The following is a 26830-nucleotide window of genomic DNA, read 5'->3' as shown; positions in this document are numbered from 1 at the left end:
AATGCTGTGCAGTAAGCATTCACAACTCAGTGTGAATGCTTACCTTTAGGTTAATAATCTCATTACTTAACAATGACTTTCATATATTTCTAGCGCTTGCTGCAAGTCAGTAATCAAATCTTCTACATCTTCTAAACCAATATGCAAACGAATTATTGGACCATCCTGCCACCCTGTTGTCGTGCGCAGAGCCGCCATCGACTTATTCGCAGTGACGAGACTTTCATATCCGCCCCAAGAAAAACCCATTTTAAAATGCTGTAAGCCATCTAAAAATGCGTTAATCGCTTTTTGATTGCCTTGCTTCATAACAAAAGAAAATAGTCCATTACTCCCCGTAAAGTCACGTATAAAATGCTCATGCCCTGGGCAACTCGGCAATGCAGGATGACGCACATGATCCACCAGCGGGTGAGTTTCCAACCAATGCGCCACCTTTAATGCAGCTTTTTCATGTTGTGCTAATCTTACCGGCATAGTACGTAACCCACGCAGTGCCAAATACGCATCATCGGCTGATGTGCACTGACCGAGTAGATATGAATGCTCTCTTAATGTTGGCCACAGCGCTTCATTTGCAACCGCAACCCCCATCATGACATCGGAATGACCCACAATATATTTTGTCGCTGCTTGAATGCTAATATCAACACCATGATCCAACGGTTTGTAATGCCAGCCATTGCCGTATGTATTGTCTAGCATCGTAATTAAATCATATTGCTTGGCAACCGCAACCAAACTTGGTACATCTTGTACTTCCATAGTTATGGAACCAGGAGACTCTAAAAAAAGCACCCGAGTATTAGGCTGTATTAAAGCCTTAATTCCAGCTCCGATCATAGGGTCATAATAGGTCGTCGTGATCCCTAGCCCTAATAAAATCTTATCGCATAGGTCCCGCGTAGGCTCATAAGCAGTATCCACCATGAGTAAGTGATCGCCTGATTTTAAAAACGACAGTAAAGATTGACTAATGGCAGCGGCACCTGATGGATATAACGCACACCCTGCAGCATTCTCTAACTCCATAATAGCATCTTGCAGCGCGTAATGTGTTTGCGTGCCTCTACGCCCATAAAACAACGTACGATTACCCCGCCCTTTAACTGCCTCATGTAATTCAGCAACGGAATCAAACACCACGGTCGAGGCTCTTTGCACGACGGGATTTACAACCCCGTGCGTATACTGGCTCTTTCGACCAGAACTGATCAATTTTGTATTCTTCTTCATATTTTAACCTTTAAGATGCTCGCCAATGTTCTAGAAGATAGCGAGATATTGAATCTTTACGTGTTAACTTAAAACCTGGTGCATCCACTCCCCACTCTAAAAATGCGTCTAATTCTGAACGGGAAAACCATTGTGCATGATCAAGTTCATCTTGTTCAACAGCAATATCGGTTGTCGTTGCTTTCGCAATAAAACCCAGCATCAAAGAGCTTGGGAATGGCCATGGTTGAGAAGCCAAATATTTCACTTCTGCAACGTCAATATTTGCTTCTTCTTTAACTTCTCGAATAACAGCTTGTTCAAGCGTCTCAGCAGGGTCTACAAACCCGGCTAACGTCGAATAAACCCCATCAGGCCATTGAGCTTGACGACCAAGTAAACAGCGTTCTATACCATCGCTGAACATATGTGTTACCAACATTATGACTGCGGGGTCCGTTCTAGGAAATGTCATATGTCGACACTCAGGATTTAAGCATTTACGGGCATGCCCAGCTTCAACACTTATATTTTTAGTCCCACAACGGCCGCAAAACTGATGTGTATTGTGCCAATAGCACAGCCCTTTAGCTAACACACCAACAGACGCCATAGTTGGTGGTAATTGCGGGCCGACCTGACGCATATCCACAAAATGTGCGCCGTGAGGGAGTGTCAGATGATCTTTATTCGCACTCTTACTAATATCTAACGCAAAATAACTTTCCTGACCATCAAGTCCGAGAAATACTGCATTATCTAAATGAAACTCTTTGACTTCACTGAATGATAACGTAATGAGCTGGCATGTCTCAGTGTCTACCAAATTTTTGTCGTCATCTATCAAAAGCCAGTGGCTATCACCGCGCATTTGCGCAATGATCCAATCGTTACTTTTTCGCTCACTAGAAGCACGATTTAAATGCATTTCGGTATAATGTAGCACAGACGGTTCCCTGTTAAATATTTAGCCCAACGCTATCATAACAGAGGATAAAGCAAAACTATTTCAAGAGATTAAGAGTGTTCCAAAGAAGTTGGAGCAATAGATCAAAAAAAAGCCCTTTCGGGCTTAAAACTACAGTGTAATTTTTTACACTACAGAGAAGCTAAATAAGCTTGAAGCTTCTGATTTTCAGCTTCAATATGTTGGTAAAACTCAATATCTTTAAGTTTGCTTGCCGCTGCTTTATCAATAACAATAACGGCATCTCGGTGCATTTGCAGTGCAGATGCCGGACAAGCTGCAGTCAATGGACCTTCAATCATCGCCTGAATGGCTTCAGCTTTATTTTCACCTGTTGCCAATAAAACCACTTTCTTAGCGTCTAAAATTGTGCCGATACCCATTGTAATAGACAAATGAGGCTGATATTCATCAGGTTTAAAGAAACGTGCATTATCATCAATCGTTGCTTTGGTTAGTGTTTTAACACGGGTTCTTGACGTTAATCCAGACGAAGGTTCATTAAAACCGATATGTCCATTACGGCCAATACCTAGCAACTGAATATCAATCCCGCCTTTTTCTGCAATCTTCTCTTCATACTCATGACATGCGGCAACCGGATTCTTTGCATCTCCCGGTGGAACATATGTGTGCGCTTTATTTATATCGATATGATCAAAAAGCTGACTATTCATAAAGTGACGGTAACTTTGTGGGTGACTACCATCTAAGCCAAGATATTCATCTAAGTTAAAAGACGTAGCCTCTTTAAAGCTCACATCTCCAGCTTGATTACGTTCAATCAATGCTTGATATAAAGCAACAGGAGTTGAGCCTGTAGCCAAGCCTAAAATGGACCTTGCATTTCGATTTAACTGAGCGGTAAAAATATCTGCGCCATAGGCTGCAACTTCGATTGCGTCATTAAGAATAACAATTTGCATAATGTGGGCTCGATTTATAAATTAGGAAAAATGGGATCTGAGCCTCACTTCGCGTGCAATCAAAGTAAGGTCAGATCAAACCTAAAAACGATAGAAGTTTAGGTTATTACCATTATGACAACGCTGTCATTATTATCAGAAAACAAGTATTTGTAAAGTAAAAGTGAAGAAAGTTTTTGGAATTACATATTCAAATATGTGAGGTCCGCATGTGGCGCGGACTTCACAGGCAAACTTATTTACACACTGACAAATATTTTACGTTTATACATCCAGTGTAAAACGATTAGCTGTACAGCCAGTAATGCCACTACACTCAAGAACGGCTGCCATTGCGCTGGTGAACCACTGATAACACCACCAAATACGCTACGCGACACAAACGCCCAATTGACCAATGATGATGCTAAATAAATAATAATGGAATTTGCGCCGATAATCACAAATAGATAAGCAAAACGCTGACCATTAAGTACATCAACCAAAGCATAAAAAGCTGCCAACAGTATGGCACTCCAACCCACTGTCACAAGTACAAATGAGCTAGTCCACAATTCTTTATTTACAGGAAAGTGTAAATCCCATAACCAGCCAAGGCCTAACGAAACAAGCCCAAACAGAAATAACCTTCCGACAGTATGCCATTGACCCACATTTTGTGCTTGTGCAATAAGTCGCCCTGCAAATACACCTGCAATCGCGTTCACAATAGCAGGTAAACTAGATAAAACACCTTCAGGGTCTACAGGTCTATTTTGATAGCTGATCCCAGGTAAAAAGATTGAATCAACCCAAGCATTCCAACTCCCCTTAGCTGACAAATCCCCAGCAATTCCGCCCGGCACAGGAATGAAACATAACAGCACCCAATAGCCGACCAGCACACCGCCGCCAATTAAAGCTAGCATCCGTAAGCTGGTGTGCCACACTAAAAGCATACAAAAAAACCATGCGATTGCGATGCGCCCCAATACACTGGCGTAACGTACTTCATCTAACGCAGCTGGTATTCCAACGCCCCATCCATGATTATAAAGCACTCCAAGGGCCGACAATAAAAACAGCCGCTTTAACGCTTTGTTGTAATAGCCCCGACGTTCAGAGAAAGGCAAATGATCAATGCGCTTGGGAGATAACCCCATAGCAACACCAGATAAGAAAATAAAGAGAGGAAAAATTAGATCATAAAATGTAAATCCATGCCATGCACTATGCACTGTATGGGCCTCAAATACTTTCCAACCTTGCCAACCCGTCAATACAAATAATGCTGCGAATATAGACTGACCGCCTAAAATCCAGAACATATCCATGCCTCTCAGTGCATCAAGCGAAGCTAAGCGTTTTTTTTCAGTTTTTGTTGTCATATTTTGCTGCCTTAAAAACAAAAAAGCCCCGCGATTAATTCAGCGGGGTTTTTCTCAGGGAGAGTTAAATCTGTTTTCCAGCGATAAAGGTCGCTTGAGTATAAATCTGGTCATCTAACACAACAAAATCTGCGTCAGCACCATCACGTAGGTGGCCTTTCGTTTTCAAACTTAAATACTCTGCTGGATAAAGTGATGCCATACGTAAACTTTCCGATAGCGGCACATCAAGCCAGTTTACCGTATTACGAACGGCACTTGCCATATCAAGGACACTGCCCGCAAGTTCACCCGTTGTTGAGTTTAGTCTATCACCCGTGCGGATCACTTTTCGCCCGTCAAAGAAGTCAAACTCCATATCATCAGTGCCGACTGGTGGCATCGCATCAGTCACTAGCATTATTTTTCCACGCTGCTTAGCTCTAAGCGCAAGCTTGGCTGATGTGCTATGAACATGATGTCCATCAACAATTAATCCACACCATGAGTTATCATCCCATAACGCAGCACCAACAACGCCAGGCTCTCTTGAGGTAAATGCTGACATTGCATTAAATAAGTGAGTAAACCCATCAGCACCAACATGTAATGCATTCATCGTTGTTTGGTAATCGGCATTTGAATGGCCTACACACACCTTTACGCCTAAGCTAACAAGCCTTTCAATGTCTTGTAATGGCACTGTTTCAGGCGCCAGTGTAACCATTTTCACGCCTAAGTCTTGTCGAGCATAAATTTCAAACTCTTGCTCTGTGATCGAGCGAATATATTGCTCGCTATGGGTGCCTTTTTTAGGATGTGACAAATGTGGACCTTCAAAGTGAATACCCAGCACACCTGCTTGCCCATTGGCAATCGCTTCTGCCGTGGCATCTGCCGCTTTAGCCATTACTTCCACTTTGTCAGTAATGAGCGTTGGCATAAGTGCTGTCGAGCCAAATTGGCCATGTGCAGACACCATTTTAGCTAAGCAACTAGTTGTTTGCTCAGCATTAAAAAATGCCCCACCACCACCATTGACTTGCACATCAATAAAGCCAGGTACAACTAATCCATCAAGTTCAATTAAGTCAGTGCTTAATTCATCATGTGGATATGCAATCTTTCCATCTTCAACAGCAAATACCATGTTGCTGATGAATGTATTGCCGTCAAATAACTTTTTTGCTCGATATAATTGCCTAGACATTACTTGACCTTATTTAATTGTTGCTCAACAGAGTTTATTGCAAAGTATATCGCACCCATTTCTGGCGGTTGCTTGGGTAGTTCTACTTTTTCAGCAATCTCAGGGGCAAGCCATTTATTTAATGGCTCAGCTAAGCCACCAATCATAGACAACCGAGGAGGGCCACTGTCTAATAAGCGCTGCGCTAAACGACTAATATACTCTGCACCTTGCTTTACAATTGCTAACGCAAGCGCATCACCCTGCTCTGCAGCACTAAACACAAAACGCGCTAATTTAGCGTAGCCACTTGATGGTTGACCTGCCATCTGCTCTGCAATGCCCATTGCATTTTCTGTATTGAAGTGCTGTAGTAATAAGCCAGACAAGAGTGTTGACTGACCTAACCCATCCAAATCAAGCAATGCTACTTTCACAGCTTCTAAGCCCATCCAAGCGCCGCTACCCATATCACCTTGAGCAAAACCATGACCACCAAAATTAACTGTTTTTCCACTCACTAACGAGAACCCACACGAACCAGTTCCTGTTATTATTACAGCTCCATCCTCACCCTCGTGAGCACCAATACAGGCTGTATGAAGATCCGTCGTCAAAAACATTTGTTGAAACGGGTGATCCCACTGCATAATTTTGTCATACAATGCAGGTAAGTTAACACCGGCAAGTCCTAGGCCTGCATTGAGCGAATGGACTTGTTCTACGTGTAATCCCGCATCTTGCAAAGCGAGCTGTGTTGAGATCATGATAGACTCGAGAGTACGTTCAAGACCGTGCAACGGGTTTGCTGGACCACCTAAACCAGTGCCTAGCACACCGTGTTCTAAAGAATAGATAGTGGCTCGGCATTTCGTCCCTCCGCCGTCTATACCTATATATAATTGGTCTTGTTGCACCTGTTTAGCCATCATGTTGCGACCTCTATGAAAATGGGGTTTGGCTCAATTTTATTTATTTCTTTACTGAGCGTTTAGTCATGTTGAATTAATGTTACACATAAAATGACAGCGTTGTCATTACTTTTTTTTTAAAAACGAACAATATTGAAAAAATCTAATATTGCACATCTTAAGATTATTGTCAGGAAAAATTTACCTAATTTGTTGAAATCAAGCAAAGAAATAACAATTACTGACGACTCCACCTAACATATAGCTTAAAATTACGGCGATTTTTACTTTCTTCATAAAAAAGCCAATCCTTAAGATTGGCTTTTTTTCGTTATTGATTACAAGCTAAGCTTACTTTACACCGAGTTCTTGCAAACGTTCTTGTAAGTAACTGTCTGCAGTGTAACGTTCAGATAGCTCCACATCTGGACGAGGGTGTAAAAACAATGGCAAAGATATCCTAGATTTTTCAGACCCCTTACCTGTTGGATTAATTACTCGATGAATCGTTGATGGAAAGTAGCCTCCAGACGCCTCTTGCAACATATCCCCAATATTGATGATTAATGAACCAAAATCACATGGTACATCTAACCAACCGCCGTCTTTATTCTGTACTTGCAAGCCTGGTTCATTAGAAGCAGGTAATACAGTTAACAGGTTAATATCTCCATGTGCAGCGGCACGAATAGCCCCTGGTTCCTCGTCACCAGTCATTGGCGGGTAATGTAAAATGCGTAGTAGCGTTTGCTCTGACTCAGCAATCATGTCTTTTAGATCGATTGAAAATTTAGAGCGCACATTTTCAGGCGCTTGCGCTTGAACCCAGCTTAGCAACTCTGCTGCAAACTCATTAGCTAAACGGTAGTACTCGCGGATCTCCACTTCTAACTGAGCAGGTACACGCCCCTTTGGATAAACATGAAAGTACTCTTTAATATCTTTAACGGTGAAGCCTTTAGCAACTTCCGATACATCAGGTGGGAAATAACCATCTTGAGTGTTTTTATTAAATAAAAATTCATGCTTTTGCTCTGAATTAAAAAACACCTGCCAATTTTTATAAATGGATTCGACGAGCGATTGTGGGATCGGGTGGTTTTTTAAAACACCGAACCCTGTATTACGAAGAGATTCGACAAATTGAGATGCGGCGTCAGAGGCTCGATAATCGACTGTTGGTAGTAGTTGCATAATGGTTCCACCCAGATTGTTGCGTGATCAATAAATCACATTCAATACCAATTCTTATGGCTGAAGTAATCAATTTAAATAATCTATTATTGCTCGCGAGCATAGATAAATAAACCAGATCAGATAAGGACTTTTGTCCGCTACACTGCCACTTATACAACGACTTTGATTTAGCGCAAACGCACCATAGGTATTTTTATTATCCATTCTATACCTCGGTCGGTACTTCGAACTGTATATCCACCTTGTAACGCACCACTAATGATATTAGCAGCAACCGGTGTACTCAAACCAACGTGACCACTGTTCCCTCTTCGAGACGTAACAAACGGCTTAAGTAAATCTTCAATCGTTATATCAATGAGCCCTATCCCATTATCCGCATAGTGTATTTCTATTTCTTGCTCATTTGCGCGTAACATTATCTCAATTGGTCCTTTTTTATCTACCAAACCATGATTGATAGAATCTTCAATAATATTGCCCAACACTAATTGTAATAAATTTGCATCTAATGTCACATCGAGCACTGAATGCTCCGTCGCTAATTTTATCTCTACGCCCGTTTCATCAAAATGATATTGACTGATCAATTGCTTAATTAACTCAACAAGATCACACATGCCTGGCTGGGCAGGTGCCTCGGCCTTTGAAATAGTTTTAAGTAAATTTACGAACTCAGCCACACGGCTCAAGCTCCTTTCACAGAGTTCGATACTCTCATTAGATCGTATTAATAAGTCTGAAAGTAAGTTTTGTGACAGTGTTTTCTTCTCAAACTCTTTCGTTAATTCAGTGATCACCCCAAATAAATGAGATGCGGCCGTGATCCCTGTACCAAGCGGCGTATTGATTTCATGGGCAACACCAACGACCATTTGGTTTAATGCATCTGATAATTGCCGTTTAACTTGTAATGCATTTGCCTCTAATAATTTTATTTGCGTATTCACACGCGCATTAATTTCTGCGGGTCTAAATGGTTTACTAATGTAATCAACTCCTCCGACCTCCAATGCTTCCACAATATTACCCGTATCGGTGTAAGCACTTACAAATACAATAGGGATGTGGCTCGTTCTCTTATCTGCTTTTAAAAGTCGACACAAATCCACGCCACTCATGTTAGGCATTTTAATATCGGTGATTATCAGATCGGGTAATTGATTTTCAATGAGTTGCAAAGCAGTATGACCACTAGTTGCAGCTCGTATTCTAAATCGAGGACACTTTAAGATTAATTGTAACATTTGCAGGTTTTCTGCCACATCATCGACGATTAAAATATCAAACATGCTAACTCCCTAAGCCTAATGGGCTTAGTATAGTAAACTCCACGTTGATTGCTTAGTTAGAGTGAATTTTAGAGTTTTCTTGTGAAAAGTGTATAGCAGGCTATTGTTTAATCAGGGTAACGTAAAGTCATAGTATTGGAGACAAATGAGCGCGAAATTGCTGGTTAACTTATTATTTTATATGATGAGCCTCTTATTTGTGTTGTTGCTCAGCCTCGTGCTTTATTCGTTTCACATATCAAAACAACAAGTCCGCACTTTAAACGCCATCAATTCGCTTCAAAATCTCACCAACGAACTAAAACAGAGTTCAGACTTGCTAAGCAATTATGCGCGAAATTATTCAGTGACAGGGGAAAAACAGTGGTTTATTTTATTTAACCATGTTTTGGCAATTCGTAATGGGTATTTGCCTGCACCAAAAAACCCCATTAATTATTGGGATAATTTAGCCAAAAACTCAGTCCGTCATTTAAGTAACCCCTTGGACGAGAAAAACCACCTCTCAATTATTGATCGGATCGCGCAGACTGGGATACGACAAGAAGAAATCAATAATTTAACCCTTGCGCTCAATACTTCTAATCAATTGTTAAAGTTAGAAGAACAAGCATTTGAGTTACTTCATAACCAACCAATTGAAGGCAAAGCAGCTGCACAAAACATTCTCTTTGGGCAACCATATTTAGAAGAGAAAGCAAAAGTAATGAATGCCATCGCCCACGCCAGTAAAATCATTGATATTCGTAAACAAACACACCGAGAAATATTGAATGAGCAAGCAACTAAAAATCAATATTTAGTGACAGCTTGCTTTTCACTTACCGTCATAATGTTCTTGTTTTCTTATATAACGCTCAGGATCCACTATTTTTTACCGATAAGAAAAATTCACAAAGCTATTTCAGAATCTTTAAATCAAAAGCGTCAAACACTCCAACTGCCTAATGATCTTTCTGGTGAATTAGGCACCTTAGCCAAAGAATTTAACGCGACATTGAAGCAATTGAACAGCAAAATACAAGCCGCGGGCGCCATAGAAAAATACCATACGGCCTTACGGGGTAAAAACAGGCTCAATGATGTTATTCGAGAGTCTCTGCAATTTGTGTCACTGCAATACAACGCACCTAGCTGCGGTATTTTTCTGTTCGAGGAAGATAACTTAAAACTATTTGAATCAACAGGAACCCCTCCGTGCTTTGATAAACGCTCTCCCTATATTAAGGCAGCTTTAAAAACTAAAAAGCCACAGAGATTAGGCGCATCATCACAAACACTTACTATCACAAAAGGCCAACAAGTACTAGAACTTGCGCAAATTCAATTATTCCCTTTGTTAGTCAATGATCGCTGTATTGGCATTTTATATCTCGGGTGCGTATTTATACTCGATAAATATCAGCTAGATAGCCTTGAACAAATCAGTCGTGAACTGGCCGTTTCAGTTGAGATAAGCAGGAACAATGCAAAACAACAAGAAATTGAAGCTGCTTTATCTCAGCAACTTGAATTAACACATCATATTGTCAATGCAATCCCTAACCCCACGTATTATCGAGACAAAAGTGGGAATTTTATGGGAGTAAATCGTGCTTTTTTGACATTCCTCAATCAATTCGAAGTGGATGTAATCGGCAGCTCACTCGACACAGTTTTTGATACAGGCACAGCTAGCCTATTTCATGCGCAAGCGCAAAAGATTTTCCAAAAACAAATGAACGTTGCTTACGAACTTATCACCTTGGATGGTCAAGACAATGCGGTAGAGCTCATCGTATATGAAGCGCCATTCTTCAATAGCAAGGGAGAAGTAGCCGGTATCGTAGGTATGTTTTTAGACGTTACACAACGAAACGAACTAGAAAGAGAGCTAGTGTCATCGAAAGAATTAGCAGACCGCTCAGCCAAAGTCAAAGGGGAGTTCTTAGCAAATATGAGTCATGAGATCCGCACTCCCATGAATGCAATTATTGGCATGGCACATTTGGCATTGAGCACAGATTTAAACCCTAAACAATATAACTATGTAAACAAAATTGATGTAGCAGCCAAACAATTACTGTGCTTGATAAACGATATTTTAGACTTTTCTAAAATCGACGCTGGAAAAATAGAAATTGAACACACTAAATTTGAACTCGACAAACTTTTAGATAATGTAATGACCATCGTCAGTGTCAAAGCACAAGAAAAACAACTGGAGCTCATTTTTGACGTGCCAAGTACGATCCCAAATAATTTAATGGGTGACCCATTACGGTTGAGTCAAATTTTGATTAACCTGGCTGGTAATGCCGTGAAATTTACCGAACAAGGGCATGTATCAATAAAAATTAGAGAACTAGAACCCAGTAAAGAGAGTACTAAAATCACATTCTCTGTCATTGACACAGGTATTGGCATGAACCCACAACAACAGCAAAAACTGTTCAAGTCGTTCTCCCAAGCCGATGCCTCAATTACCCGAAAGTATGGAGGCACCGGATTGGGCCTCACTATTTCACAACAATTGGTCAAACTAATGGGTGGAGAAATATATATAGAAAGCAGCCTAGAGAAAGGCTCTACGTTTTATTTTACGTTAGAGTTACCCCTTGATAAACACTCTCAACAGGCGGTCCCTCCGACACTTACTATTACAAAAAATATTCTAATCGTAGATGACAATGTGCAAGCAACAGAGGTGCTAGAGGGCATGCTCAACAATATGAATGTTATGGTATCAAGTACCAATAGTGCGCCCAATGCTATTGATATAATGACGGCAGCCTCTGAGCCTTTCGACGCGCTCATTATTGATTGGCAAATGCCTGAAATGGATGGCCTAACAGCCATCGAAATTTTAAATGAACGTAACTTGCTCACTAAAACTAAAGTAATATTAACAACCGCTTATGGCCGAGAGTTAGAGCTTAACCCCTCTCAAAAGGCATGTATTTCTGGCGTCGTCCTAAAACCCATAAATGCCTCTCATTTATTCGATACACTCATTAGCTGTTTGGGGCCATACACTCAGCTAAGTAACACTAAAGACGCATCACAAGAGACAGTATCAACCAGTTTACAAGACATATCTATACTGCTTGCCGAAGATCAGCCCGTTAATCAAGAAATCGCTGTAGAAATATTATCTAGTTATGGGGCAATGATTGATGTTGCTAACGATGGGATGGAAGCACTAGAAAAAATAGCGACGACGCGATATGACATTGTATTAATGGATATGCAAATGCCTAACATGGGGGGTATTCAGGCCACACAGGCCATTCGCAAACAGCCTCAAAACGATGATCTCCCCATCATTGCGATGACAGCCAATGCCATGCAAGAAGATATAACGCTTTGCTTAGATAGCGGGATGAACGACCATATATCTAAACCCATTGATGTTCCAGTTATGATCAAAACCATACAAGCACATCTCACCCCATCAGTTACAGAACCTAAGACACTTCACATACCTGAATCAGATAAAGCCCATGAGGAAAATAGCGAACAAGCTGCGTCCCCAGGGCGCAACTTAAAGGGGGTCAATATTAAAGAAGGCATAGAGAGAGCTGCCGGGAATAAGCAAATATACTTCAATATACTCACTACCTTTTTATCACAGCAAGTCGAAGAGTTAATTAATTTAAAGCAAGCCATAGTAATCACAAACTATGAATTAGCTGCAAATATTTTACATGCAATCAAGGGCGCAGCGGCAAATCTATCTATTTACTTCATCACAGAAAAAGCAAAATCACTGGAAATTCAGTTACAAAATATGGCGGTAGATATTAACGATATCGACATTATGATTGAGTATGTAAACACCACGCTGGCGGTATGCCCTCATATTATGAATCAACAGCTAAATGATGATCCGCAACCTGGCCTAGACACAGCCTATATGCTAGATAAACTTGCACAAGCACTCAAAGAGTTCGATACGAGTGCATCAGAGCTTGTTTTACAATTAACGTGTAATGAACATCTTAGTCAAGCTGAACTTGATGAATTAAAAACACTTATTTCACGCTTTGAATTTGCCCAAGCGCACACGGCGCTGGATAAAATCCAAAGTAAAATCTCAGAACCGAACTCAAGCTACTTACATTGAGGCTTTTTCCCAGACTGCCATGCAGCTTGCTTTAGTCTAGACGCTTCATCTAGTTTAGACGTTAAGTTTGCAATTCGACTTTGTGGTGAGGGGTGTGTTGACATAAATTCTGGCCGGCGCTCTCCTGAAGAAGCCGCCTCCATGTTTTTCCAAAGTGCCACAGATCCCTCAGGCTGAAAACCTGCTTTGGCCATCAGGTCCAATCCAATCACATCAGCTTCACTCTCATGTGTTCTTCCGAATGGTAACGCAACGCCATATTGTGCACCAAGTCCTAACCCCTGCATAATTGCATCTCTATATTCAACATTACCCATTTGTAGTGCAGTACTACTCGCCTGCAATCCAAACTGTAATAAGCTATTTTGAGAGACTCTCTCATTTGAATGCTCAGCAATAACATGCCCCACTTCATGACCCATAACAGCAGCTAACTGATCTTGATTCTTAGCGACGTTCAACAAGCCTGTGTGAACCCCAATTTTTCCGCCCGGTAATGCAAAGGCATTGGCGCTTGGCTCCTTAAACACGACCACTTCCCAAGGCTGATTTGCATAATTACTGGGAAGCTCTGCAATTAAATGCTCCGCAATGCATTTCACATACGCATTCATGCTTGGATCGGTTTCAATCGCTTGTTCTTTCTTCATTTGTTCAAAGCTCGCCGACCCCATTTCATTCATCTTTTGATCTGAGTAAAGCGCGATTTGTGTCCTACCCGTAGGCGAGGTTTTGCACCCACTCACTAATAAAGCAATAGCCAATGTTGAAATGATTTTTTTCATTGTATTATCCAAAATAGGTGGTGACTGTACCTAGTGTAAAACATGCACATGATGTCTCAAGATACAAATTAGAATCTTTCATCTATCATAACTCAAAAACAGCCTTTCTTGTCTCATATCGAGCTAATGTCATTAAATATTTGATAGAATAACAACAAATATAATCAAGACACGTCACCAATGACACAAGATCACCCACTTGGCCGGCTATTCCTGCCTCTGCTCGCCAGTATTGTTGCACTTACACCACTTGCAATTGATTTATACTTGCCTGCAATGTTAGTCATTGCATCTGACTTAAACTCTAATTTAGAAAGTGTTCAGGTCTCATTGAGCAGTTATCTCGGGGGCTATGCATTCGGCATGATGGTTTTTGGGCCACTCGCAGACCGGTTTTCTCGCACGCAATTAACTCAGATCGGTTTGCTCGGTTTCGCCGTTTGTTCTATTGCACTTGCGATTACACGAGATATCGACGCTTTTTGTGTTTTAAGGATCGTACAAGCATTCTTTGGTGCAGCCGCAACCGTAGTTGTCCCAGGCATTATTCGTCACTACTACAAAGAGCATACGGCCAAAGGCATGTCTTATGTCTCAATGATCATGATGGTTGCTCCGCTTATCGCGCCCTCTTTAGGTGTTGTACTGATGATGGTTTGGCACTGGAGTGCAATATTCTTCGTTCTCGCGTTTTATGCTGTCATCTTATTTTGCATCACGCTATCAACAAGTATCGACGTGCCAAGGTTTACCAATGAAAAAATAACCGTGCTCTTTTTTACAAAAAACTACTTAACCGTTTTTGCAAATAAAGCAGCTCGAAATGATATCCTAACCTCGATGCTCGCTTCGTTCGCCTTTTTTTGTTTTTTAACGTCGGTACCTTTTATTTATCTAGATTACTACCGTGTATCTGAGCAATTGTTTGGCGTGCTGTTTGCGCTGAATATTATTGCACTCATGTTAGGCAATTTACTCAATACGCGATTAGTGCCAAAAATCGGTTCTCGAAAAATGCTCTATATTGGCCTTTTTACGGGTCTATTATCGGGTATTGCCGTATTAGCAGAAAGTATGGCTGATATGGGTGTGTGGATTATAGCCAGTACCATTGCGCCTTTAATGATGAGTTTAGGAATAATTGCGAGTAATGCAGACGCTTTAATCTTAATCGCTTTTGAAAAGCATACAGGTACTGCTACGGCGGTAATAGGCACGCTTAGATTTGGCAGTGGGGCGTTAGTCGGACCGTTATTAGCATTAATTCAACCAAACAATACAATCCCCTTTGCAACCTTTATGTTTATGGCTGTGATATTGGCTGGGTTGTGCCAACTCAGACAACGTAACTTTATTTAGGGTATAAAAAAGGCCGAGTAATCGGCCTTTTTTATACCCTACAAACTATTAAGAGTTATTCGGCTTCTTTTGAAACCATAACCATCGCAGGGCGTAATAAACGACCGTTTAACGTATACCCTTTTTGCATAACCGCCAGTACGGTATTTGGTGATACATCATTACTTGGCTGAATAGACATTGCTTGATGGAACTCTGGATTAAAAGTTTCACCTTGTGGGTTTAGCATCTCAACGCCGAATTTTGCCACTGCATCTGAGAAACTTTTTAAGGTCATGTCAATACCCTCAAGAACTGGCTTTAATGTTTCATTTTCTTTATCTGAAAACTCAATAGCACGTTCTAGGTTATCAATAACAGGCAGCAACTCATTTGCAAACTTTTCTAATGCAAATTTGTGTGCTTTCTCTACATCTTGAGCTGCACGACGACGCATATTTTCAATATCTGCCGCTGCACGTACTACGCTGTCTTTTTGGTCAGCCACTTGCTTTTTTGTTGCTGCTAATTCAGCATACAAACCAGCAATCTCTTCTTCTGGGCTTAATTCAGCTTCAGCTTCAACTTCAGTTTCTACGTCTTGTGCTTCAACGTTCTCAACCGAGTCGCTAGCTTGTTCAACTGGCTCTACAATTTCTTGCTCATGTTCAGTGGCATTATTTTGCTCAGACATGTAAAACTTCTCCGATTCTTTACAATTGACGCTAGTTATGGGGATTGAATTTATAGATTCAAGACCCAACAGTCTCAATTTGAGAAAATTCTCCTATGATTGCCTCAATTGGCGCATACACAGGACAAATTATACAAAATCGACTTTGATATTCACCTTCCGTAAAATAAGGAAGACTTATCACGATAGACTCCTCAATATTAAGGGTGCTCAATTCATTTGCATAAAGTACCGATACCCCGTTTTTAAATGCAAGCTTGTCTTCCACTTGATGTAAAAATGGCACACCAATATTTAATTCACTCTCGAGCTCTAGGCTTTGATATAAATACCGTTCCCCAACTACAATGCTGTTATCAGTACCTAACTGCTGACTTAACTCTCTGGTCCACTGTGCAAGTTGATCATGACACTCTGGCGGCGCACTATGAGCCATTGCTCTCATTCTGTGTAGCCCTTCAATTAAAGTCTGCTGACTAAACACCGTGTTCATCCAAGCAGCAAATTGATAGCGCATAGCGTCTGAGTCATTATCTGGCTTCTTAATACAAATATTATGTGATTGACCCGCTTTGTCTATCAATAACACCAACCAAGACTCACTATCAAACCCCAATACCTCAACCCTAAATACCAAACGAGAACTTGCTTGAGGTAAACCTACACAGCAACACACTTGGTATTTTTGACTCAAACCATGAGCAAATTCAACTAACTGATGTTGTTGAGGTTGCCAGTATGTTGCTATTTTCGACAGCTCAAAAAACTCTTCAAACCAATATTTAAAACCAGCTTCAGTGGGGACTCTACCCGCCGATGTATGTGGCGAATATAAGAGGCCCTCACGCTCCAGTCTTGCCATCACATTTCGGACGGTCGCAGAGCATACAGCCATCCCTTTTTGTTTGGCTATTTTACTAGACGCTACAGGGCTGCCTTCATTATCACAGTAAAGGCCCATCACCGCTGTAAAGATTTGTTGGTCGCGTGCTGTTATTTTCATATTATTTTAATGGTGACGTTAATTGTCAGTTTCAAGTGGTAAAGAATTCAGTTAATCTTGCGCTATTAAAGAACAAAGGCCATTACCATGACAACACCTTTTAAAACCATAGGTTTAATTGGCAAGCCAAGCCATGAAGGTGCCGCGTTGACATTACAACGCTTGTATACCTTTTTGCAAGCATTAGGTTATGCGGTTTTAGTAGAATCCCGTGTTGGCGCACAAATAGATTCAATCGATAACAGTGCATTAACAGAACTCGTTGAATTGGGCCGTTTATGCGACTTAGCCATTGTCGTCGGCGGAGATGGTAATATGCTCGGTGCGGCCAGAGTGTTAGCTCGCTTTGACGTTGCAGTGATCGGTGTTAACAGAGGCAATTTGGGCTTCTTAACTGACTTAAGCCCTGATGGATTCGAAGCGAGCTTAGAAGCTGTATTACGAGGCGAATTCATTTCTGAATCGCGCTTTTTACTCGAAGTCGAAGTCTATCGTCACGCGGAGTTAAAAAGTGCTAATTCCGCTGTCAACGAAGCGGTTTTACACGCAGACAAAGTGGCACATATGATAGAGTTTGAAGCATTTATTGATGATGAATTTGTTTTTTCACAGCGCTCTGATGGGCTCATTGTTTCAACGCCTACCGGCTCTACTGCCTATTCATTATCTGGCGGTGGGCCGATCCTCACACCAGAACTCAATGCTATGGCACTGGTGCCTATGTTTCCTCATACTCTATCTAGCAGACCTTTAGTCGTCGATGCGGATAAACAAGTGAGATTAAAATTAAGCCTTTCAAATACGGACAGTCTGCAAGTTAGCTGTGACAGTCACGTTGTGTTAGCGGTGCTGCCTGGGGATGAGGTTGTGATTAAAAAAGCCGACAAAAAGCTGCGTCTGATCCATCCGAAGTCTTATTCCTACTACAATGTTCTTAGACAAAAATTAAATTGGGGCAGCAGGCTTTACTAACACCATAAAGATAACGCACAATAGCGAATTAGTATTTTTCTAAATTAGGAAATTATAAGAATTATGAGCTACATTGTTTTTTCCACATTAGTACTATTAATAACTTTATTAGGTGTTTATGTGGTGATTGAAAATAATCGTAAAAAGGCACGTGAAGCCGAAAAAAAAATGTTCAATGATCGATTAAAGAAAATCACGTCTCAATTTAAATCTAAAACTGCAGAATTTGTTGAAGCCAAAGCTCTACGTCCAAAGTATTCGCCAAAAGTGAATGCGATTGTTGGTAACTTCTTTGTTGTACAAGCACATACTGAAGAAAATCTGGACCAACTTGAGCGTGTAGCAGAGCAATTTATCTACTGTGTCGTCAGTGAATTAAATAAGTGCCGAGAAAATGGTAACTTAGATTTGCTCTCTGAGCAGCTTCAATATTTTGTCGCAGAACTCCCTGCGTCGGGCATTTCTTATAACAAAGAATTTTATCAAGAGGTTCTACCCGCTTTGATCATTATGATAAAAACTCCAGATCAAGGACCAAACAGCACGCCTAATGACGAGTCAACCCAAAATAATGACGGCGCAATATCTGAGACTACGGATGAGAATAAGGCGACGCAAAAAGTAGCCGCTAAGCCACAATCGGTAGCCTAACGGTGACGCGAAATAACAAGTTATTTCTATTTACTGGTTGCATTTTGATTAAGCACTGTATAAATTAACAGTAAAACACTGTTCGGATACACAGTATGCTAACCAATTTAGAAGTAAATGATTTTGCTATTGTCAGTGCACTCAATATTGAATGGCACTGTGGTATGACTGCGATTACCGGTGAAACCGGGGCAGGTAAATCAATAGCCATTGATGCGTTGTCTTTATGCTTAGGCGAGCGCGCTGATCCCACCGCTGTTCGCCCAAGTGCAGACAAAGCCCAAATAAGTGCACACTTTGATATTAGTCAGCTCCCTATTGCGCAACAATTTTTAGCCGAACACATGCTAAATAATGATGAAGAAGATTGTATTTTACGACGTGTAGTCAGTAAAAATGGTCGCAGTAAAAGCTATATTAACGGCGTATCCGTTACGGCTAGTCAGCTAAAAGAGCTCGGCCAATATCTCATTTCGATACATGGCCAACATGCACATCAATTACTTTTAAAACCCGAACATCAATTGCACCTGCTTGACTCTTACGCGGGGCACACCCCACTAATGAATGCAGTACGAACCCAATATACGCATTTTAATAAATTACAGCGTGAGCACAGCAGCCTTTTAAAGTTACAACAAGCACAATCAGCACGTAAACAACTATTAGAATATCAGGTTGCTGAACTCAATGAATTTGCGATCGCTGAAGAAGAATACGAAGCGATAGAAATAGAACATAGTAAACTCAGTAATAGCCAAACAATTATTGATACCTGTCACCGAGAGTTACAACACCTCTATGAACGTGATGAGCAAACTGTCCTGAGTCAATTACAACAAAGTGCACAACAATTTGTTGATTTAACCGGTTATGACCAAGCATTAGAGCCCATAGCACAAATGCTCGACGAAGCCGCAGTTCAAGTTGAAGAGGCATGTAGAGAGCTTCGTAGTTATAGTGGCAGAGTAGAACAAGATCCAATGCGCTTACAAGAGGTAGAAGAACGACTATCACAAGCGATGGATTTGTCGAGAAAGCACCATATCAAACCACAAGAGCTTTATGAATTTCATCAGCAGCTATGTGAAGAGTTAACTAGTATTAGCTCAGACTCAGCACGCATTGACGACCTTGAGATTGAAATTGCCGATTCGTTACAAGCGTATCAATTGGCCGCACGCTCACTCAGTGAAAGTCGTGCTAAAGCGGCTACCAAGTTGAACGCTTTGATCTCTAAGAGTATGCATTCTTTGTCTATGGATAATGGTCGCTTTGCAATTGAATTACAGCAAATGCAGCAACAAAAACCAAGTAGCACTGGGTTCGATAATATTGAGTTTTTAGTCTCAACTAACCCAGGCCAGCCCTTACAGGCACTTGGTAAAGTTGCATCGGGTGGTGAACTATCTCGTATAAGTCTCGCAATCCAAGTTATTATTGCTCAACGGGTCACAACCCCAACCTTAATTTTCGATGAAGTCGATGTAGGTATATCGGGCCCAACCGCATCCCAAGTAGGTAAACTCCTTAGACAGCTCGGTCAGTCAACTCAAGTTATTTGTGTCACGCATTTAGCGCAAGTCGCTTGTAGTGGTCACCAACAGCAATTTGTTGCTAAAAAAGTCAAAGATGGGCAAACATTTACATCAATGAAAACGCTTGAACACGCTATGCGCGTTGCAGAAATAGCCAGATTAATAGGTGGAGATAAGATAAGCGATACAACAAAGGCTAGCGCCGAAGAATTACTCTCAGTACAAAGCGCATAAAAACAACGCTTGAGTTTGTTCACATTGGGTGATTTACCTACCAGTGAACCATCTTACAGAGAAAAAAATAAGGCCCAAAATTGGGCCTTATTGTCTCCAGGGTATTACAAACTAAACTTCTAAATAATCCAATATCCCTTCTGCTGCATTGCGGCCTTCAAAAATTGCCGTCACAACTAAATCGGATCCTCTGACGGCGTCTCCGCCAGCAAATATCTTAGGGTTACTGGTTTGGTGAGTAAAATCACCTTGTTCTGGCGCTTCAATGCCCCCCCAACTATTAATCTCTACATCATATTGCGATAACCAATCTAGGCTATGCGGTTTAAACCCAAATGCCACCAAAACGGCATCTGCATCTAAAATATGCTCAGAACCCGCCACTTCTTCTGCTCGACGTCGTCCATTTGCATCTGCTTCACCTAATTGGGTTTTAACCATCTTCACACCGGCAACTTTCCCTTCGGTGTCTAATACAATTCCCTTGGGCTGAACGTTAAATTGAAACTCAATGCCTTCTTCTTTGGCATTTTTAACTTCACGACGAGACCCAGGCATATTCTCTTCATCTCGACGATACGCACAAGTCACCTTGCTCGCGCCATGGCGTACTGAGGTGCGCACACAGTCCATAGCAGTATCACCGCCACCGAGTACAACGACCTTTTTTCCCGCCATATCAATGTAAGGTTGTGTAGATTCATCATAATTCATTACTCGATTGGTATTACCAATCAAAAATGGTAAGGCATCATGAACACCTCTGGCATCTTCATTTTCGAGTCCGCCTTTCATACTTTGATAAGTACCAACGCCAACGAATACAGCATCATATTCACTGAGTAATTCGTCCATTGAGATATCGGTCCCAATCTCCGTATTCAACCTGAATTCCACGCCCATTTCAGAAAAAACTTCTCGACGCTTTTCCATTACTGACTTTTCAAGTTTGAAAGACGGGATCCCAAAGGTTAACAAACCGCCAATTTCTGGGTTTCTATCAAACACAACCGGCTTTACGCCATTTCGCACCAAAATATCAGCGCAGCCCAGTCCCGCTGGACCCGCCCCTATTACAGCGACTTTTTTGTCAGTCCAAACGACATAGGACATATCGGGCTTCCAGCCCTGAGCAAATGCCGTATCTGTAATATATTTTTCAATATTACCTATGGTCACAGCGCCAAATTCTTCATTAAGCGTACATGCGCCTTCACAGAGCCTATCTTGAGGACACACCCTGCCACACACCTCTGGTAAGCTGTTAGTTCGATGAGACAACTCAGCCGCTTCAATTATTCGACCTGTGCGAATTAACTTAAGCCATTGTGGAATATAGTTATGTACCGGACATTTCCACTCACAATATGGGTTACCACAATCAAGACACCGATCTGATTGCGAATTAACTTGATTTGTTGAAAACGGTTCATAAATTTCAACAAATGATTGCTTTCGCGTAGAAATGGGCTTTTTTCTCGGATCTACACGTTGAACGTCGATAAACTGATATACATTCTCGCTCATACTTCCCCCTATTGAGCCTGAACACGTAATTCTGCACTGCTTCGTGCTCTGTGGCCTAGTAAGCTATTTACATCACTAGATTTTGGTTTAATTAACTTAAACATCGGCAAATACAATTCAAAGTTAGCCAAAATCTGTTCCGCACGAGACGAGCCTGTCAAATCAAGGTGTTCAGCAATCATGCCGCGCAAATGTTCTTGATGCGACACAAGTTCAGCTAAGCAAACCACTTCAACAAGTTCTGAATTAATGCGTTTCGAAAAGTCATCACTTTCATCTAATATGTAGGCAAACCCACCAGTCATACCAGCACCAAAGTTAACACCCACTTGGCCGAGGACACATACAACGCCTCCGGTCATATACTCACACCCATTGTCCCCGAGTCCTTCAACTACAGCGTTCACCCCCGAGTTGCGCACCGCAAATCGCTCTCCGGCTCTGCCTGCGGCATAAAGCTTTCCACCTGTTGCACCGTACAAACAAGTGTTACCAATAATCGTTGCATGATGACTCGCAAAACTTGACCCAACTGGCGGCCTTATAACTAACTTACCACCGGCCATCCCTTTACCAACATAGTCATTTGCATCACCGACAAGCGTCATTTCAAGACCACCAGCATTCCATACTCCAAACGACTGCCCTGCAGTCCCATGAAGTTCAATTGCAACCGGATCTGCCGCCATGCCTTGGTTACCATGTTTACTCGCAATATAACCTGACAACATCGCCCCTACAGAACGGTCGGTATTACAAATTCGATTAACGAGTGAGATGCCACTTTTATCTGTAATCGCTTGCTTTGCTTTATCAAGTAGCAGCTCATTTAATTTACCCTGGTAATGCGATACATTTGGGGCTGAGCAATACAATGTTTCATTGGCTAGATTATTCGGTTTTGCCAACAAATTCGATAAATCAAGCTTGTTTTGTTTGCTGTTTTTACCTTCAATCATATCAAGAAGATCTGTGCGTCCGATCAAATCAACCAATCTTGTGACACCCAGCTGAGCCATTAACTCTCTGGCTTCTTGAGCGATAAATTTAAAATAATTCATCGCCATTTCTGGTAGCCCGTGATAGTGCTTTTGACGTAACGTATCGTCTTGCGTTGCAACACCTGTTGCACAGTTATTTAAGTGACATATCCTCAAGTACTTACAACCAAGTGCAACCATCGGGCCGGTACCAAAACCAAAGCTTTCAGCTCCTAAGATTGCCGCTTTAATGATATCAAGACCCGTTTTTAAGCCACCGTCTGTCTGCAAGCGAATACGATGACGTAAGCCATTTTCAACTAATGCTTGCTGTGTTTCTGCTAAGCCAAGTTCCCATGGGCTTCCTGCATATTTTACTGAGGTAAGCGGACTTGCCCCTGTACCGCCGTCATAACCGGCGATGGTAATTAAATCTGCATAAGCTTTCGCTACACCCGTTGCGATTGTGCCCACGCCCGGTTCGGACACCAACTTGACTGAAATCATGGCCTGTGGATTGACTTGTTTTAAGTCAAAAATTAGCTGTGCTAAATCTTCGATAGAATAAATATCATGGTGTGGCGGCGGTGAGATTAAAGTAACTCCCGGCACAGAGTATCTTAATTTCGCAATATAAGGAGTTACTTTTTCTCCAGGAAGTTGCCCTCCTTCTCCCGGTTTAGCGCCTTGCGCAACCTTAATTTGTATAACATCCGCGCTTTGTAAATAATGAGGTGTAACGCCAAACCGACCTGACGCAACTTGCTTAATACGCGAGTTTTTTTCAGTCCCAAAACGGAGCTTATCTTCACCACCCTCGCCCGAGTTAGAGCAGCCTCCAAGTCTGTTCATCGCAATCGCTAATGCTTCATGCGCTTCAGGAGATAAGGCACCAATGCTCATAGCAGCAGAATCAAAACGTTTATAAAGCTCTGTAGCAGGCTCTACCTCATCTATTGCTATGGCTTTTTGCTCGGTATTAACCGTCAACATATCTCGTAAGTTGGTCACAGGGCGTTGGTTAACCAGATCAGCATATACTCGATAGTCTTCGTAATTTCCTGAACGCACCGCAACTTGTAAAGTGCTCACTACATCAGGATTATAAGCGTGATATTCGCCACCATGAACAAACTTGAGTAAGCCACCATGACTAAGAAGCTTACGTTTGCTATAGGCTAACTTATGTAATTTAGTTTGATCGAGTTCGAACTCATCAAACGACGCTCCCTGTATGCGATTTGTGACCCCTTTAAAACATAAGTCAACCAGCTCATCAGACAAACCAACGGCTTCAAACAACATCGAACAGCGATAAGAAGCAATGGTACTGATCCCCATCTTCGACATTATTTTGTATAAGCCTTTATTGATGGCAGAGCGATATGACAGCGTGACTTCTCTGTAGCTCTTTTTAATAACGTTCTCATCACACATGGCCACCAATGATTCATATGCCAAATACGGATAAACCGCTGTTGCGCCAAAACCAAGTAACACCGCATAGTGATGAGGATCTCGCGCACTGCCTGTCTCGACAATAACGTTTGCGTCACACCTCAAGTTGGTATCAACTAGCCGTTGTTGCACTGCACCAACCGCCATTGCAGCTGGAATAGGCAACGCGTTTTTTGTGGTATTTCTATCGCTCAGGATAATCATTACACAGCCATCTTTAGCACTGCTTTGCGCCTCATCACACACCCGTTTGATGGCACTTTTAAGACCTTCATCAGGCGCATAATTCAAATCAATAATGCATGAGCGATAATGCGCATCGTCGGCCTCAACCAACTGCTGCATATCAGAGTAAGTCAGAACAGGCGAATCAAACTGTAACCGTTTAGCGTGCCCTGTTGTTTCATTGAATACATTTTGTTCGCGCCCAATACAAGTTGCTAATGACATCACATGATTTTCACGCAATGGATCAATAGGCGGGTTAGTTACTTGGGCAAATTTTTGTCTGAAGTAATCATACAATGAACGAGCACCTTCAGATAACACAGCAAATGGTGTGTCATCTCCCATAGAACCCGTTGCTTCTTGACCATTATCACCCATAACTCGCAGAACTTGGTCTAATTCTTCATTGCTGTAACCAAATAACTTTTGATAAGTTTGTAACGTTAATTTATCAAAACTGCGCTGACCTGCGTCCTGCTTTTCATCCAGTTGTTCAAGTGGTGTTAAACGCTTAACATTTTGTTCAAGCCAAGCTTTATATGGATGACGCGCTTTCAGATCTTGGTCTATTTCATCAGACTGCCAAATTTTGCCATGTAGCGTGTCAATAACCAGCAGCTCGCCCGGCCCTACACGCCCTTTCTCAACTACCTCGTCTGCCGCATAATCCCAAATACCGACCTCAGACGCTAACGTAATAAAGCCATCTTGCGTGATCACATAACGCGCTGGACGTAATCCATTTCTATCTAAGTTACAGGCTGCAAAACGACCATCAGACATAACAATACCGGCAGGACCATCCCAAGGCTCCATATGCATTGAGTTAAAGTCATAAAAAGCACGTAAATCTTCATCCATAGCCCTATTTTTTTGCCATGCGGGTGGTACCAACATGCGCATTGCTCTAAACAAATCCATGCCGCCAGCCAAAAAGAGCTCCAGCATATTATCTAGGCTAGAAGAGTCTGAACCCACTTCATTCACAAACGGTGCTGCGCTCTGCAAGTCAGGTAGTAGTGGCGAAGAAAATTTGTATGCCCGAGCACGTGCCCATTGCCTGTTACCCGTGATCGTATTTATTTCACCATTGTGGGCCAAATAACGAAACGGCTGAGCCAGAGGCCAACGAGGTTGAGTATTCGTTGAAAAACGCTGATGAAAAACACAAATAGCACTGGTCATCCGCATATCTGCCAAATCAAGGTAAAAATTTGGCAGGTCTACTGGCATCATTAAGCCTTTGTATACGGTTACCAGGCCTGACAAACTCGAAATATAAAAGGATTTATCATCTTCTAGGCGTTTTTCTATTCTGCGTCGTGCGATATATAGACGACGTTCCAAATCTTTTGGCCGCCAACCTTCTGGAGCGCTGACAAACACTTGCTCAAATGTTGGCAATTGCTGCTGTGCAATTGGTCCTAACATTGATGGATCTGTCGGCACTTCTCGCCAACCGACAAGTGTTAACGTTTCTTTTTCTAATTCTTCGTTAACCACATCCCTTGATCTTGTGGCAAGCGCTGCATCAGGGTTCAAGAACAACATACCTACTGCATAATTTTTACCCAACCGCCAATCGTTTTCCGTCGCTATTGCTCGAAAAAAACTATCTGGTTTTTGCAGCAACAGGCCGCATCCATCTCCGGTTTTGCCATCGGACGCTATTCCGCCACGATGCTGCATACGATCTAACCCTGTGATCGCTGTTCTTATTAATTTATGGCTAGCCTGACCGCTCGTGTGCGCTATCAAGCCAAAACCACAATTATCTTTCTCTAATGCTGAGTCATATAACATGGACTCCTCCCCTTGCTACCCCTGCCAGTGGATTAAACTGCTGACGATTATTACTGGCCGATATTCAAAATTAACGGGGATTTAAAACTGAGTCAACACATTTATGAATACATATTCATAAACATGAATATTTCTCATTGGTCTGACAAATTAACCAAAATGTAAAAAAGTATCTAAAAATATATATTGAGAACAAAAAAACACCATGACACCAGTGTCAATGTGACTAAAAAGTAAATCAATAATATGAAAATTTACAGTTTACGTTAACGTAAACACACTCAAAAGATGAATAGATATTCAGTAAACACTATTGATAAATGGATGAAAAATAAATTAAGTGAATAATATGCAGGTCAAGCAACGAGTCATTACGGAATATCAAAGTAATGTATGTGAAAGGATGGGGGTATCCAAATTTACATATAAATACTACAAAAAAGCCGAGCAATAAGCTTAATGCCAGTCAGT

General features: G+C 41.6%; 18 protein-coding genes. 5 read left to right on the top strand and 13 right to left on the bottom strand.

The genetic code is table 11. From position 1 onward, the window contains the following. Positions 1 to 66: 66 nt before the first annotated feature. The 8 genes from CWC18_RS14955 to CWC18_RS14920 form a co-directional block, all read right to left on the bottom strand. Positions 67 to 1236, bottom strand: coding sequence for a cystathionine beta-lyase (locus tag CWC18_RS14955; protein WP_138591522.1), 1170 nt, complete (start codon positions 1234 to 1236; stop codon positions 67 to 69). 10 nt (positions 1237 to 1246) lie between these two features. After that, the gene (gene nudC, locus CWC18_RS14950) at positions 1247 to 2161 is read right to left on the bottom strand and encodes an NAD(+) diphosphatase (RefSeq protein ID WP_171041124.1); all 915 of its coding nucleotides are present in this window, start codon (positions 2159 to 2161) and stop codon (positions 1247 to 1249) included. Between the two features lie 152 nt (positions 2162 to 2313). Then, on the bottom strand, positions 2314 to 3108 hold the full coding sequence (gene nagB / locus CWC18_RS14945) for a glucosamine-6-phosphate deaminase (RefSeq protein ID WP_119861902.1): 795 nt from the start codon (positions 3106 to 3108) through the stop codon (positions 2314 to 2316). Positions 3109 to 3347: 239 nt separating this feature from the next. After that, positions 3348 to 4475 (bottom strand): transmembrane glucosamine N-acetyltransferase NagX, encoded by a 1128-nt coding sequence (gene nagX, locus CWC18_RS14940; RefSeq protein WP_138591523.1) that lies wholly within the window; start codon positions 4473 to 4475, stop codon positions 3348 to 3350. A 64-nt stretch (positions 4476 to 4539) separates the two neighbouring features. Then, positions 4540 to 5664: an N-acetylglucosamine-6-phosphate deacetylase gene (gene nagA, locus CWC18_RS14935; RefSeq protein WP_138591524.1), complete on the bottom strand. Its 1125-nt coding sequence runs from the start codon at positions 5662 to 5664 to the stop codon at positions 4540 to 4542. Then, a complete protein-coding gene (nagK, locus tag CWC18_RS14930) occupies positions 5664 to 6575 on the bottom strand; it encodes an N-acetylglucosamine kinase (protein WP_138591525.1) in 912 nt (303 codons plus the stop codon). The genes nagA and nagK overlap by 1 nt, the downstream gene beginning before the upstream one ends. Positions 6576 to 6905: 330 nt before the next feature. After that, complete coding sequence (locus CWC18_RS14925) at positions 6906 to 7748, bottom strand: isopenicillin N synthase family dioxygenase (protein ID WP_138591526.1); 843 nt, start codon at positions 7746 to 7748, stop codon at positions 6906 to 6908. A 170-nt stretch (positions 7749 to 7918) separates the two neighbouring features. Beyond that, positions 7919 to 9043, bottom strand: a complete 1125-nt coding sequence (locus CWC18_RS14920; protein ID WP_138591527.1) for a hybrid sensor histidine kinase/response regulator — start codon at positions 9041 to 9043, stop codon at positions 7919 to 7921. Between the two features lie 145 nt (positions 9044 to 9188). Between CWC18_RS14920 and CWC18_RS14915 the strand changes: the two genes are divergently transcribed. Then, the gene (locus CWC18_RS14915) at positions 9189 to 13148 is read left to right on the top strand and encodes a response regulator (protein WP_138675578.1); all 3960 of its coding nucleotides are present in this window, start codon (positions 9189 to 9191) and stop codon (positions 13146 to 13148) included. On the opposite strand, the gene CWC18_RS14910 is transcribed toward CWC18_RS14915, so the two are convergent. Continuing rightward, a complete protein-coding gene (locus CWC18_RS14910; RefSeq protein WP_138591529.1) occupies positions 13136 to 13933 on the bottom strand; it encodes a M48 family metallopeptidase in 798 nt (265 codons plus the stop codon). The genes CWC18_RS14915 and CWC18_RS14910 overlap by 13 nt on opposite strands. 180 nt (positions 13934 to 14113) lie before the next feature. On the opposite strand from CWC18_RS14910, the gene CWC18_RS14905 reads away from it, so the two are divergent. After that, the gene (locus CWC18_RS14905; RefSeq protein ID WP_138591530.1) at positions 14114 to 15292 is read left to right on the top strand and encodes a Bcr/CflA family multidrug efflux MFS transporter; all 1179 of its coding nucleotides are present in this window, start codon (positions 14114 to 14116) and stop codon (positions 15290 to 15292) included. 55 nt (positions 15293 to 15347) lie between these two features. On the opposite strand, the gene grpE is transcribed toward CWC18_RS14905, so the two are convergent. Together grpE and CWC18_RS14895 are read right to left on the bottom strand one after the other, a co-directional pair. Then, the gene (gene grpE, locus CWC18_RS14900; protein ID WP_138675577.1) at positions 15348 to 15965 is read right to left on the bottom strand and encodes a nucleotide exchange factor GrpE; all 618 of its coding nucleotides are present in this window, start codon (positions 15963 to 15965) and stop codon (positions 15348 to 15350) included. A gap of 58 nt (positions 15966 to 16023) precedes the next feature. Beyond that, positions 16024 to 16968: an HrcA family transcriptional regulator gene (locus CWC18_RS14895; RefSeq protein ID WP_138591531.1), complete on the bottom strand. Its 945-nt coding sequence runs from the start codon at positions 16966 to 16968 to the stop codon at positions 16024 to 16026. 87 nt (positions 16969 to 17055) lie between these two features. On the opposite strand from CWC18_RS14895, the gene nadK reads away from it, so the two are divergent. From nadK to recN, 3 genes are all read left to right on the top strand, one after another. Continuing rightward, positions 17056 to 17940, top strand: a complete 885-nt coding sequence (nadK, locus tag CWC18_RS14890; RefSeq protein WP_138591532.1) for an NAD(+) kinase — start codon at positions 17056 to 17058, stop codon at positions 17938 to 17940. A gap of 63 nt (positions 17941 to 18003) precedes the next feature. Continuing rightward, complete coding sequence (locus tag CWC18_RS14885; RefSeq protein WP_138591533.1) at positions 18004 to 18591, top strand: hypothetical protein; 588 nt, start codon at positions 18004 to 18006, stop codon at positions 18589 to 18591. A gap of 95 nt (positions 18592 to 18686) precedes the next feature. After that, positions 18687 to 20363, top strand: a complete 1677-nt coding sequence (gene recN, locus CWC18_RS14880) for a DNA repair protein RecN (protein ID WP_138591534.1) — start codon at positions 18687 to 18689, stop codon at positions 20361 to 20363. A gap of 111 nt (positions 20364 to 20474) precedes the next feature. Here the strand turns inward: recN and CWC18_RS14875 are convergent, their stop codons facing one another. Continuing rightward, a complete protein-coding gene (locus CWC18_RS14875) occupies positions 20475 to 21890 on the bottom strand; it encodes an FAD-dependent oxidoreductase (RefSeq protein ID WP_138591535.1) in 1416 nt (471 codons plus the stop codon). 8 nt (positions 21891 to 21898) lie between these two features. Continuing rightward, positions 21899 to 26359: a glutamate synthase large subunit gene (gltB, locus tag CWC18_RS14870; protein ID WP_138591536.1), complete on the bottom strand. Its 4461-nt coding sequence runs from the start codon at positions 26357 to 26359 to the stop codon at positions 21899 to 21901. Between the last annotated feature and the right edge of the window lie 471 nt (positions 26360 to 26830).

The sequence above is a fragment of the Pseudoalteromonas aurantia genome, assembly GCF_005886875.1.
Taxonomy (GTDB): domain Bacteria; phylum Pseudomonadota; class Gammaproteobacteria; order Enterobacterales; family Alteromonadaceae; genus Pseudoalteromonas; species Pseudoalteromonas aurantia_A.
The sequence above is the reverse complement of the archived record's forward strand: the minus strand, read 5'-3'. Positions and strand labels throughout refer to the sequence as shown.

Bases quoted from the DNA above. Each gene is read 5' to 3' on its own strand.
- CWC18_RS14885 (WP_138591533.1), top strand. From the start codon at position 18,004: ATGAGCTACATTGTTTTTTCCACATTAGTACTATTAATAACTTTATTA.
- CWC18_RS14915 (WP_138675578.1), top strand. From the start codon at position 9,189: ATGAGCGCGAAATTGCTGGTTAACTTATTATTTTATATGATGAGCCTC.
- CWC18_RS14910 (WP_138591529.1), bottom strand. From the start codon at position 13,933: ATGAAAAAAATCATTTCAACATTGGCTATTGCTTTATTAGTGAGTGGG.
- nagK (WP_138591525.1), bottom strand. From the start codon at position 6,575: ATGATGGCTAAACAGGTGCAACAAGACCAATTATATATAGGTATAGAC.
- nagX (WP_138591523.1), bottom strand. From the start codon at position 4,475: ATGACAACAAAAACTGAAAAAAAACGCTTAGCTTCGCTTGATGCACTG.
- CWC18_RS14920 (WP_138591527.1), bottom strand. From the start codon at position 9,043: ATGTTTGATATTTTAATCGTCGATGATGTGGCAGAAAACCTGCAAATG.
- grpE (WP_138675577.1), bottom strand. From the start codon at position 15,965: ATGTCTGAGCAAAATAATGCCACTGAACATGAGCAAGAAATTGTAGAG.
- CWC18_RS14875 (WP_138591535.1), bottom strand. From the start codon at position 21,890: ATGAGCGAGAATGTATATCAGTTTATCGACGTTCAACGTGTAGATCCG.
- CWC18_RS14905 (WP_138591530.1), top strand. From the start codon at position 14,114: ATGACACAAGATCACCCACTTGGCCGGCTATTCCTGCCTCTGCTCGCC.
- CWC18_RS14925 (WP_138591526.1), bottom strand. From the start codon at position 7,748: ATGCAACTACTACCAACAGTCGATTATCGAGCCTCTGACGCCGCATCT.
- nadK (WP_138591532.1), top strand. From the start codon at position 17,056: ATGACAACACCTTTTAAAACCATAGGTTTAATTGGCAAGCCAAGCCAT.
- recN (WP_138591534.1), top strand. From the start codon at position 18,687: ATGCTAACCAATTTAGAAGTAAATGATTTTGCTATTGTCAGTGCACTC.
- gltB (WP_138591536.1), bottom strand. From the start codon at position 26,359: ATGTTATATGACTCAGCATTAGAGAAAGATAATTGTGGTTTTGGCTTG.
- nagB (WP_119861902.1), bottom strand. From the start codon at position 3,108: ATGCAAATTGTTATTCTTAATGACGCAATCGAAGTTGCAGCCTATGGC.
- CWC18_RS14955 (WP_138591522.1), bottom strand. From the start codon at position 1,236: ATGAAGAAGAATACAAAATTGATCAGTTCTGGTCGAAAGAGCCAGTAT.
- nagA (WP_138591524.1), bottom strand. From the start codon at position 5,664: ATGTCTAGGCAATTATATCGAGCAAAAAAGTTATTTGACGGCAATACA.
- CWC18_RS14895 (WP_138591531.1), bottom strand. From the start codon at position 16,968: ATGAAAATAACAGCACGCGACCAACAAATCTTTACAGCGGTGATGGGC.